At 49.8% G+C, this 11371-nt stretch carries 13 protein-coding genes and 1 pseudogene; 2 read left to right on the top strand and 12 right to left on the bottom strand.

Going from position 1 to position 11371, the window contains the following annotated elements:
- The 3 genes from EFBL_RS12665 to phaQ all read right to left on the bottom strand — a co-directional run.
- A partial coding sequence (locus EFBL_RS12665) for an SDR family NAD(P)-dependent oxidoreductase (RefSeq protein WP_231705792.1) occupies positions 1-641 on the bottom strand: 641 nt, incomplete at its 3' end.
- A 142-nt stretch (positions 642-783) separates the two neighbouring features.
- Entirely contained in the window at positions 784-1290 is a 507-nt protein-coding gene (gene phaP, locus EFBL_RS12660) for a polyhydroxyalkanoic acid inclusion protein PhaP (protein ID WP_096182481.1), read from the bottom strand.
- Positions 1271-1720, bottom strand: coding sequence for a poly-beta-hydroxybutyrate-responsive repressor (gene phaQ / locus EFBL_RS12655; RefSeq protein ID WP_096182480.1), 450 nt, complete (start codon positions 1718-1720; stop codon positions 1271-1273). The genes phaP and phaQ overlap by 20 nt, the downstream gene beginning before the upstream one ends.
- 224 nt (positions 1721-1944) lie before the next feature.
- Between phaQ and EFBL_RS12650 the strand changes: the two genes are divergently transcribed.
- On the top strand, positions 1945-2742 hold the full coding sequence (locus EFBL_RS12650) for an alpha/beta fold hydrolase (protein WP_231705791.1): 798 nt from the start codon (positions 1945-1947) through the stop codon (positions 2740-2742).
- A gap of 76 nt (positions 2743-2818) precedes the next feature.
- On the opposite strand, the gene EFBL_RS12645 is transcribed toward EFBL_RS12650, so the two are convergent.
- From EFBL_RS12645 to EFBL_RS20340, 6 genes are all read right to left on the bottom strand, one after another.
- Positions 2819-4186 (bottom strand): YheC/YheD family endospore coat-associated protein, encoded by a 1368-nt coding sequence (locus EFBL_RS12645; protein ID WP_096182479.1) that lies wholly within the window; start codon positions 4184-4186, stop codon positions 2819-2821.
- Between the two features lie 181 nt (positions 4187-4367).
- The gene (gene phaC / locus EFBL_RS12640; RefSeq protein ID WP_096182478.1) at positions 4368-5471 is read right to left on the bottom strand and encodes a class III poly(R)-hydroxyalkanoic acid synthase subunit PhaC; all 1104 of its coding nucleotides are present in this window, start codon (positions 5469-5471) and stop codon (positions 4368-4370) included.
- Positions 5472-5519: 48 nt separating this feature from the next.
- Complete coding sequence (gene fabG, locus EFBL_RS12635) at positions 5520-6293, bottom strand: 3-oxoacyl-[acyl-carrier-protein] reductase (protein ID WP_096182477.1); 774 nt, start codon at positions 6291-6293, stop codon at positions 5520-5522.
- A gap of 49 nt (positions 6294-6342) precedes the next feature.
- Positions 6343-6822: a hypothetical protein gene (locus tag EFBL_RS12630; protein ID WP_096182476.1), complete on the bottom strand. Its 480-nt coding sequence runs from the start codon at positions 6820-6822 to the stop codon at positions 6343-6345.
- 17 nt (positions 6823-6839) lie between these two features.
- Complete coding sequence (locus tag EFBL_RS12625; protein WP_096182475.1) at positions 6840-7121, bottom strand: hypothetical protein; 282 nt, start codon at positions 7119-7121, stop codon at positions 6840-6842.
- Between the two features lie 441 nt (positions 7122-7562).
- Positions 7563-7769, bottom strand: a complete 207-nt coding sequence (locus EFBL_RS20340; protein ID WP_131927770.1) for a hypothetical protein — start codon at positions 7767-7769, stop codon at positions 7563-7565.
- 32 nt (positions 7770-7801) lie between these two features.
- On the opposite strand from EFBL_RS20340, the pseudogene EFBL_RS12620 reads away from it, so the two are divergent.
- Positions 7802-8584 (top strand): annotated as a pseudogene (locus EFBL_RS12620) (DUF169 domain-containing protein).
- A 360-nt stretch (positions 8585-8944) separates the two neighbouring features.
- On the opposite strand, the gene EFBL_RS20600 reads toward EFBL_RS12620, so the two are convergent.
- The 3 genes from EFBL_RS20600 to rbsB form a co-directional block, all read right to left on the bottom strand.
- Positions 8945-9100 (bottom strand): hypothetical protein, encoded by a 156-nt coding sequence (locus EFBL_RS20600; protein ID WP_165912691.1) that lies wholly within the window; start codon positions 9098-9100, stop codon positions 8945-8947.
- A 420-nt stretch (positions 9101-9520) separates the two neighbouring features.
- Positions 9521-10009: a GyrI-like domain-containing protein gene (locus EFBL_RS12615; protein WP_096182474.1), complete on the bottom strand. Its 489-nt coding sequence runs from the start codon at positions 10007-10009 to the stop codon at positions 9521-9523.
- A gap of 404 nt (positions 10010-10413) precedes the next feature.
- Positions 10414-11352 (bottom strand): ribose ABC transporter substrate-binding protein RbsB, encoded by a 939-nt coding sequence (gene rbsB / locus EFBL_RS12610; protein ID WP_096182473.1) that lies wholly within the window; start codon positions 11350-11352, stop codon positions 10414-10416.
- Positions 11353-11371: the final 19 nt, after the last annotated feature.

Genomic DNA, 11371 nt, shown 5'->3' with positions numbered 1-11371 from the left:
TTGCCCAACCTCCGCAAGGGCGTTTTCTCTTTCATCTGATCAAGGATCTTTTCCGGCACTTTGTCCGTCATTCCGGTCACGATAAAGCCCGGAGCCACCGCATTGACGCGAACTCCCTTGGGGCCCAGTTCCTTGGCCCAGGTCCGGGTCATCCCGATGACACCCGCTTTTGTGGCGGAGTAATTCGTTTGTCCGATATTTCCGTATAAGCCAACGACAGAGGCTGCATTGAGAATCACACCGGACCCCTGGTTGACCATGACCCTGGCAGCCGCTTGCGTGAAATAAAACACGCCTGTCAAATTCACGGCAATCACTTGGTCCCACGCGGCTGGGTCCAGTTTGACCAGGAACCCGTCCCGCGTAATTCCCGCGTTGTTAACCAGCACATCAATTCTGGAAAAGAGGCTGACTGCCGTATCAACAACCTTCTGTACATCGTAAAGATTGCTGGCATCCGCCTTGACAAACTCCGCTTTGGTTCCAAGAGTGCGGAGTTCCTGTACGGTTTCCGTGCCAGCCTCTTCGTCAAAGTCGGCAATGACCAGCCTGGCACCGTTCCTGGCAAAGAGCAGTGCGGTCTCTTTCCCGATTCCGTTGGCACCGCCCGTGATAATCGCTACTTTATCCTGCAGTCGCATGAGGCAACCTCCCTGAAAACCTGTTCCAATAGTTTTGACAGCATAATACCTTTGGCCTGTTACATACGAGTTGCAAAACTTGGCCCAAACAAAAGACGCCGGAAATTCGGCGCCATTTTGTGTACATGATCCCGGCAACTGATTAATTGGCATCTCCTGTAAAAGGACGCAAACGGTCTTCAAACCCCCGCCAGAATGTACGAGAATTGCTGCGGGCCTGGGCGGCATACTGGTCAGCCAGCTCCACCCATGCATTGCGTCTTTCCCGCTGGATCTTTACAAATTCCCTTGTATTGTCTTCCCAACGCTGCTCCACCTGGTCCATGAAATCCATTGCGAACTTGAGCGGAGTGAAGGCCAGTTCGGTCATCTTCCCGGCCACGTTTTTCCACTCTTCGCTTTGGCCGTTGGACAAACCACTGCTTTTGTCGGCCAGCTCTTTCCAGAATCCTTCAAAGTTGCCGCGTTGTTTTTTCATGGACTCTCTGACCTCAGTCCACACGTTGAGACAGGCTTCTTCCGTCTCTTCCAACTGTTTGCGTGCTCTGGTCACGTTCGCTTCATAGTTTTCCCATACAGCATCGACGAAAGAATCCACTTGGTACTTCTTGTCATTCGCCTCGTTGAATTCATTTTGATTCAGGGTCATCAGGTTTCATCTCCTTTTTCTTTTGATTATCAATCTTTTGCATGTCGCCCTCCGCGCGATAGGGTGGCATGTAAAGATTAAACATATTGGTGTACATGCTGAAAAAATGGGTAAGCATCGTTTGATATCTTTCCAGTTCAGCAGCGTACGTTTTCAGGTAAGCCTCCCCGATCTCTGTCAAAGAATAGACGCGCTTGGCCGGACCGGTGGAAGAGGTATCCCAGGTGGAACGAACAAAGTTGTTCTTCTCCAACTGCCGGAGCATCCGGTAGATGTTGCCTTGATCCAGGGCCTGAAACCCAAGGGAAGTCAACCGCTGGATCAGTTCGTACCCATGGATCGGCACATTGCTCATCAGGAGCAGCATAAACGGAACGAGAAAATTCTTCGGAGGACCGCCTAATCCGCTTTGTTCTTTGTCATCTGTCATCCACATCACCCTCGCTAACATCTATATGTATTTTACATCTATATGTGTGCTTTGTATACTCCCTTAACAAAATTTTTTCGAAAATCCGCGTTTACCCTTTCTCTTTCCGGGAATACAAGTAGAAGTCCTAACACAAGGAGCCCCCCACACAGGATCAATCTCCAGACCCCACACAAGGCGGCCGTTTGTTGAATACAATACTACACCCAAAGGAGGGATAAGCCGTGTATACCGCCACCATTCAAAACATCACCCTGCATTACGACCGGCTGGGTTCCGGTGAACCTCTTCTGTTGCTCCACGGCATGGGAGAACGTAAGGAAGGCTGGGTCTGGCAGCATGAATTGGCTGACGAGTACGACCTGATTATTCCCGATCTGCGGGGGCATGGACAATCGAGGCAAACCGAGGACATATCGGTTGAGAATTGCGCTCGTGACATTCTTGCGCTGCTTGATCATCTCGGTATCGGGAAGGCCCATATCTGCGGTTTTTCCATGGGCGGATTGGTTGCCCAGGAGATGTACCGCCTGGAACCCGACCGGTGCAGGTCTTTGATCCTGGTCAGTACCTACCATTATATCCCGGAATGCCTTCGCCCCGTGTTGTTCGGCATGTACATGTGGAAGCATCTGTTTCTCCCCCGCTTTATCAGAATGCGTCTCACAGCCTTTACCTGCCTGTATTCCTGGGATGAAACCACCATTCAGCGTTTCCACCAGACCGCTTCCGGAGACAACTGCTATAAAAAAATCGTCAGTTCCTGTGTAGCCATCGACAACCGGAATCTGCTGTCAAAGATTGAAGTTCCCACCCTGATTGCCGGAAGCGAATACGACCTGATTACTCCGTCATGGATACAGATGCTGATGCACAAATCCATTGCCGGTTCCGAATTGGTCATTTTTCCGAAAGCGGGGCATATGTCCAAGCTGGAGAAACCCGATGAATTCAACAGATCCCTTCGCCGTTTCCTGAACCGAAACCGGCTGCAGCCTAGATCAACCGGGCAGGACCGATAGATCTGTGTTGACCCTGCCGGCAAGCGATAACGGTGCCTGTAACAGCAAATTTCCCCTTCGGTGACACAGGATCTGCCTATAAAACGGAATCGAAACCTGCAAGCCTTTTGGCAAACAGCATGTTGGTGAGCCGGATCCGGTAATGCAAATCTTTATCCCCGGCGGTTTCAGCGATGCTGTGCCCCGGGTCCAGGTTATTTACCTCAATCAGCCACATTTTCCCTCCTTTGTCGAGGGCGATGTCGATCCCCAGATTCGCGCTTTGGATGCCACAGGACTCAAATGTTTTCGCGATCTCAAAACCCAGGCGGCACATCTCTGTCATCATGACATTTGTTTCATTTTCTCCCGCTTTTAACACATTTCTCAATGTGATGTTCGCCGGTTCCGCGGTTCCGCCCCGATTGATATTGGTTACAACTGCATTGGTTGGGCCGTATTTTCCAAAGATGCCCATCTCCTGCCATTCACCCGTTTCGTTTTTGACCAAGACCAACCGAAAATCAATGATCCTGCTGCCTGCTACCATAAGATCCACGGCCTTCTGTATAAGATGCTGACGACTTTTCAACTGTCTCTCAAAGAATTGGCTGCTTTCACTTGTCCCTTTGAAACGCAGCTCTCGATTGTTATCGCCATCACGAAATTCCACAAGGATCGAATCCCCGTCATTTGATACCTTGATGATTCCTCGGCCATCACTGCCGCGTATGGGATTTATATACGCTTTGGAATGGTTGTTTATAAAGGCATCTATGTCAGACGGTTTTAAATACAGGATCGTCTCGGGCAGGTATGGCGAAACCGCTTCCGACTGGGCAAACATTTCATGCATTTCCCACTTGTCCAGGATGGGAGTATTAAATATGCAGTCTTTTCCCAGAACGGTTCGGAAGTGACTCCTGAGATCGTCTGCCAGACGGACTTTTTTCAGCAGAGAGGCGGGATATCTATAGACACCTTTGATCCACTGTTTGTTTTCTGGGTTATACATATATCCATGAATCTTAAGCCGCGTCGGATTGATCCCTTTATTCGAAAATGCCAAGATTGCTCCACGTATCTGATCATAATGGTACGTGTAATTTGACAAATAGAGGTTCTTCTTCGAAGGGTCCACCCTGTATTTCATTCCTCTTTCCCTGGCTGCGGCCAAAATCCCTATGAAGGGGCCGATCACAATTTCGTTTTCCTTCTGAACTATGTCGTAACTGCAGTAGACGGGTAGTTTCAGGTAACGTAAGACCCGTCTTGACAGTGAAATGTGTTCAGGTTTCATTTTCGCCTTACAGGTAACATGAACCTTTCGGGCCATGACACCAAACCGAAGGACTGTCTCTTTTTTATCTTGAATTCCAAGATGCCTTGCTGTTTCCGGGTGCACAATCAGACCGGCGTTCCTATGGCCATGCGGGATGATCTTCGAAATCTTGATGATGTTCATGGAACTCCCCCCTCGACAGGTCGTCTCTTAGTATATGACCCGGTGACAAGAACGTATGGACTGGTATGACTGGCGGCAAAGAAAATACATGTTTGTCACGTTTTTTAAAAGAAGAATGACCCCCTGGGGGGTCATCAAATGCTAAATAAAGCTTCTATACGAAGCATATTCAGGAAGCTCCCTAATCCCGTTTCGCCAACCAGGCGGCAGTTTCCGGATACACCTTATTGCGGGCCATTCCGCTGAATACCAGGCTGACATGCCCAACGGGATAGTTGTACTCCGTCTTGTCTTGACTTGAGATGTAGTCAAACAGCGCACGGGTTTGTTCACAAGGGGCGATATGGTCCTGGGCCGCCGTCAGCAGAAGCACGGGGCATTTAATATTGGCAAGATCCACCCGCCGGTCACGAAGCACAATTTCCCCTTTGATCAGTTTGTTCTGCTGATAGAAATCGCGAATCCATTGCCGGTAGGTTTCACCGGGGAATGCGGTGCCGTCGTTCACCCACTTGTTGAGCAGACGCCAGGTATGGACGAAATTCTCGTTGTCCACCTTCTCCATCAGATACACCCAGGGATTGATAAAGTTGCTCATCGGCTTCAACATCTTGTTGCCCAAATCGATGACTTCCGGCGGAATATTGCCGTAGGTTTCCACCAGCCTATCGACGTCAAAATATTTCTCGTCAAGCCAGGTATTGTAAAGGTCTGCATGCCGGAAGTCAATGGGAGCGGCCAGCACCACAAGATTCTTGACCCGCTCCGGATACAGCGTCGTATACATGGCCCCCATCGTGCCCCCCATGCAATAGGAGAACATATGGACCTGCTCTTTCCCTGTGTACAGGCAGACACGTTCCACAGCCTTGTGCAGGTAATCGAAAATGTACTCGGCAAATCCGTTGTTGCAATCCTCGGGTCCCGCTTCGCCCCAGTCCAGCATATATACGTCGAACCCCTGCATCAGCAAGTGCTCAACAAACGAATTCCCCGGCTCAATATCGAGAATGTAAGGTTTGTTAATCATTGCATACAGCATGAAGACAGGCGTCTGTTTGGTCACTTTCGCAGCGGGCAGCGAGAACCGGTAGACTCGCATCTTATTTTTCCGCCAAATCACTTCCTTCGGCGTCAGGCCCGTTGCCGGTTCCGGTTGGCTCAGCACTTTGAACACCTTCTGGCAGCGATCATCAAACAGATTGAAGGGAATTTGATTGGTTGACGTTCCCGGAATCCCATCCGCCACGTTTTGCCATGCCTCTGTCCAGTTCCCGACAGTCATTTTCTTACCTCCGAAAAATTCCCCGGCAGTCTCCGGGGATTTAGTGGTTTACATGTACATTCCGCCGTTTATGTTAATGCATTGCCCGGTAATGTAATCTCCGTCAACGGCAAGGAAGCTCACCGCTTTTGCCACTTCATTCGCCTGACCGAAACGTCCGAGCGGTATCTTGGAGATGATCTTCTCCTGCACTTTCTCTGGGACTGCGGCTACCATGTCGGTAAACGTATACCCGGGGCACACGCAGTTGACAGTAATGTTGTAACGGGCAACTTCAAGCGCCAGGGACTTGGTAAATCCGATCATGCCCGCTTTAGCGGCGGAATAGTTCACCTGACCGAATCCGCCTGACTGGCCGATAATGGAGGAGATGTTGATGATCCGGCCGTAATTTTGCTCAATCATCTTCGGCAGCGCGATCTTGGTCAAATAGAAGAGACTGTTCATGTTGGTTCCGATAACCTCATGCCACTGTTCATCCGTCATGTTGACAAACCGGGAATCCCTGGTGATCCCCGCATTGTTGACCAGGATGTCAATCTTCCCGAAATCCTCCAGGATTTCATCAAAGAAACGGGCAACATCTTCCGGGTTGCTGACATCTCCCTTGGCTGCGTAGACATTCGGATTGTATGCCGAAATCTCTTCCAGCACCTGCTGGGCCCGCTCCTGGTTGGCCGCATAGTTGATTATAACAGTCGCTCCTTTGGCAGCCAGTTCTTTTGCAATTTCCGCACCGATTCCCCGTGAACCGCCTGTTACCAGAGCAATCTGCCCGCTCAAAGGCTGTACGGAAACAACTTCTTGTTCTAACAGTGACATGGTTTCATCCTCCCAAATCCTCACGTGAGTCTCTTACTTCTTTTTTTCTTTACTCCTGAGTGGACTCGTCAGCTTCCTTGACGTTCCTGGTTGTCCGGGGCTGCCTTCTTCCGCGGGTTGGCGTTTCTTCCGTCGTACCGATCTTTTCGATGGACTGCAAGCTGCCGATTAAAGCGGACAACTGCTGGGACAGCAGAGCGATTTGCTTCCCCATGTCGCCGGTTTGGATCGATTGCTCCAACCGGATGAGCCGTTCTTCGATCTGATCGATCTTCGATTCCAACCCGATGACCAACTCGCAAAGCCGCGCAATGTCCTTTGTTGTCGGAAGCTTGTAATTTTGAAGCAGTTTTTCCATCTGCCTCGAATACAAATGTTCCAACTGGAGCGTAGCGTTCAGCATTTGTCCGGCTGCTGCCGCATACTCCTCGCTTTCAAGAACCTTCTGCAGCGATTGTGAAATCTTAGGCTCCACTTCACTGTAGAAAGATTTCCATACGGAAAACGGATCTGTGTAGTTCACGCTCATAGGATCCTGTTCTCCCATCAGTCTTTTTGCGTAAAAAGGTTGATCAAGCCGCGGAATTGTTCCTGCAGTTCCTTCTGGGCAGCCACTTGCTGCTCCTGGATCTGTTGCAGCCGGTTTACAAACTGTTCCACGCCTTGCTGTGTCATGCGATCTACCATCTGCTGTGATTCCCGCTGTGCCCATGTCAACATTTCTGCGGTTGCCGTTACCGAATTCTTCATCACGTCAAACATTTGCGCAGTGTTTTTCTGCGACTGTTCCAGACAAAACTCTGCCAGCTTTTCCATTTGATTTTCCACTGGATTTCCCTCCTGATCCTTGTTTTTTTTGGTTTTCTACCCTGCCCACCATACAACCGTATGCGGCAGTCAAGACTTTTAGTACATTTTTAGTATAGAAAATCGATTCAACAAGAAAAAGCATACTATTTCGACTATACTTGACACTTTTCGCCTCCTTCCGAATATCCCCTATCGGTCCAGAGTTTAGCAAACCTAGTACACGTCAGTTCAGTCAGTCTTTTCGCTTCAAGAAAAGATATGACAAACCTGTCGAACTGTTGATCCAATCGACAAATCATTTACAAAATTTTAACAATTAACGTATATTTTCCATGTCATGAAAAGGTTTTCCAGCCTCTGACCAGTGGACAAACCCCGATTTGTCAGAATTTGTCGAAAAATATATCGTGTCAGTTGTCCCTTGCCAGGAAGGAATTATTCAACCACAAGCAAATATAGTTAACTGTCTCCCTGTCCTATGTAGAGCCGCCTGGAAATTGCCCGAACCATGGCGACCGGTGCATGGAAACCGGGAACATCATCATGAGCGGCACCTGACAGGAACTCCTGCACAGCCCGGATGTAATTGCCGCTTATCTTGGAGGCCACAAGGCGGGGTAACCTTCCCCGAACCGGTGTCAACGCTTGTTGGCTTGCGGGGATCAATCAGAAACATTCTGGATGGGAGAGGGTTAATAATGAACGCCCAACAGTTGAACGAAGCAATCCTGAAACACATTCGGCCGGACACGTTTCCGGTCGGCATCAAGATCGTCAAGAGCGAAACGGATCTGCCGCCAGCGTCCGAAACGGGACATGGAGATTGAAATCACCATTTGTCAGGCTGTCGGGTTTGCACGCCGCTATGGTTGGACTGTTGCCATGAACGGGGAGGATCTGTCCTGCCCCATTGCACAGGTGGCCTTTGGATATGAACCGGAACTGCCCTACTATACGGAAGGGAACCTGGTATGCGGAATGTATACGGAAACTTTGGAGGCAGGGGCCGTTACGGAACAGAACATCCCCAAGTTTACGAAAGAGGAGAGCGGCTACTATGTGGCGTTCCCACTTGACCGCGCTCCCTTGGATCCGGACGTGGTGGTGGTCTACGGCAACTCCGCACAAGTGATGCGGCTAACGGCGGGCATGCTATACAAACGGGGCGGATCCATTCCTTCCACCTTCTCAAGCCGAGCGGACTGCGCAGACATCGCCATCAAGCCCCTGAAGACGGGCGAGCCGCAAGTGATCCTGCCCTGTTACGGGGATCGCCTGTTTGCCCAGACCCAGGCCACGAGATGGCGTTCAGTTTCCTGTTTTCCGATGCGGAAGAATTGGTGTACGGTCTGGAAGGTACGCATAAAGGCGGCGTCAGATACCCGATTCCCGCATTCCTGAGATACCAGGCGGAGTTTCCGAAGACCTACCAGAAGCTGACCGCACTGTTTGAAGAGACAAAAGCAGCAGACAAGGCTTAAAACCATCACCAGTGCCGCTATTTCGTTCCTAGCGGCCCGAAGGGAAGTAGTAACGGCACCCAGTGCCGCTATTGCGAATCACCTGCTGACGTAACGGCACACAGTACCGCTATTGCGAACCACCTGTTGGCTTAACGGCACCCAGTGCCGCTATTGCGAATCACCTGTTGGCTTAACGGCACCCAGTGCCGCTATTGCGAATCACCTGTTGGCTTAACGGCACACGGTGCCGCTATTGCGAATCACCTGTTGGCTTAACGGCACTCAGTGCCGCTGTTGCGAACCGGCCAGGATGAACCAACAAAAAACAAGCCCTTGACCCTTCCGAATGAAGGTGTCAAGGGCTTTGTGTTTCAGCGTTTATTCCTGCTGGTCGTTCATGCACCGCTCGCATTCATACATGACCGATTCCCGCTGCGAGTGCATTTCTTCGCCGCAGGAGTTGCATTGGGATTGCACCTTCCCGGCAACAGGGTGATTGTGATACGTCCATCCGTAGAACTCTGCAATTGACATGCTGCCCGCCCCCTTTTTGGTAATTCCGTGCTTTGTTGAACTCATTGTACTATAACAGTATGCGATTGTAAATAGCTGTGTTACTACATTTCGGTATTTTTTCAAGCTGTAATCTGATAAGCAAAAAAGCATCTTTAAGACCCTTTAAAGGCTCGAAAGATGCTTTTTCCGTTCCTGAACCAGATAATAGCCATAGATGGCAAAATACAGCACAACAAACAGAGCCGATCAACGGTACATGTCCGCGTAAGTGGTCCACTTGGCGACCAGACTCAGAAGCATCGCGCCCCCTCCGATTCCCAGGTCGAATGCGGAAAACAAAGTACCGTTTGCCGCTCCCCGGCGATGGGGCGGGACCCCCCTCCCTTACTACTCCATATTCTATGATATTACCAGATTGACTTGCACTCTGGTGCCTTCTTAAAGTACCGGGATCCAGATCTCCATCTGCATTTCTTGCTTGTTAAGGAGCCGTTCATCGTTGATTTCGATTTCCGGTGTTCCTGCATGCCGGTATCCGGAGGTCGGGAACCATTCGTCAAAAATGTAGTTCCATGTCCGGTGGATGGAAGGGACGAAATCGGATTCGAGCACCTTCGAAGTGGTGAATACGGCATATTGGGATTTGGGGATCGTCACGCAAACCATATCCGGTTCCGCATTGTCGAAACAGTCTACTTCCATTCCTATTACATAGGCAAATGTCCCCGTTTCCGAATTAAATTCCATACATATGCCAAGTTCAGTTCCCCGGTTCACTGCATTAGGAATTCTTGAACCCAGATTCTGTTCCAGGTATCGATCCCAGAATGCGGGTACTTCCGTTTGGTTTCGATTGTCCTTTATCGTAGTGCGGATCTGATACCCAATCACTTTCATTTCGGGCTTGGTTACAATTTGGGGGTCCATGGTTACCTCCTTGTAAAAACAAACTCCATTAGAATGGGAATCCTATCCAGTATACCAAACTGTTACTCAGAATTAAATTATTTCAAACAGGTTCCAAAGCAAGGATTCACTTAATTTGTGACAACTTCACCCTTTGATATCCGCAAGTTTACCCTTTTGTAAAAGCTGACAGCAATGTCAGAGTCAAGGAAAAAAACCGGATCCCGATACCCAGGGATTCCGGCTTCCTCCTGCCTCACTTGAGAGTCGCCTCTTCAAGGAATATACTTGCTGTTATTGGCAAGGAAATCAACAAAAGCTTTGATCATCTGAAAAGTCTGGTAGCCCAAACCGGATTCGCCGGAATTGTTTAAAGAGACCTTCCCTCCGCGCTGGGAGAAGAAGGTCCCTTTCATTCTTTATGCTTACTTCTTGGTTACCAATTCCAGATCAACCGGAATGGAGCTTTCCACTTTTTCTCCTTTTTGTACTTTGACGGCAATCTTGACGGCAGTTTCCCCGATAAGGGCAGGCTTTTGTGCCACGGTTGCAGCCATCTTGCCTTCGTTGACAGCTTTTACCGCATCGTCGGTAGCGTCAAAACCAACCACTGCAATTTTCTTGCCGGATGCTTCGATGGCTTGCAAAGCCCCGAGAGCCATTTCGTCATTGTGCGCGAATACGGCCTGGATGTCTTTGTTGCCCTGAAGAATGTTCTCCATGACTTTCAAACCTTTTGCCCGGTCAAAATCAGCCGGCTGGGATGCCGCTACTTTTACGCCATCTTTGCCATCCACCGCATCGTGGAATCCTTTTCCGCGATCCCGCGCAGCGGAGGTGCCTGCAATTCCCTGCAGTTCCACAATGTTGCCCTTGCCGCCAATCAGCTTAAGAATCTGTTCTCCCGCCATTTTACCGCCTTTTACGTTGTCGGATGCGATGTGGGAAACCACTTTCCCGCCATTGGCAGCACGGTCTACCGTAATAACCGGAATGTTGGCTTTGTTGGCAGCTTCCACTGCTGTCACAACTGCAGCACTATCCGTCGGGTTGATCAGGATGACGCTTACTTTCTTTTGAATCAGATCTTCAATGTCACTTACCTGCTTCGCAGTATTGTCCTTGGCATCCACAACGATCAGGTCAACGCCCGCTTCTTTCGCAGCTTTCTCAGCCCCTTCCTTGAGCGTTACAAAGAACGGGTTGTTCAGGGTCGAAACCGACAAGCCGATTGTTACTTTGCCACCACCGGAAGCAGCCGGTTGTGCGGGTTCTTTGGTCTCCAGTTTGGAGGAAGTGGAGCAGCCTGCCAGGACTGCCAAAGCCATGATGGATACGAGAAGCAAAGACAGAAGTTTTTTCATGAGGATCCCCTTTCTTACA

It is taken from the genome of Effusibacillus lacus (assembly GCF_002335525.1).
Lineage (GTDB): Bacteria > Bacillota > Bacilli > Tumebacillales > Effusibacillaceae > Effusibacillus > Effusibacillus lacus.
The sequence above is the reverse complement of the archived record's forward strand: the minus strand, read 5'-3'. Positions and strand labels throughout refer to the sequence as shown.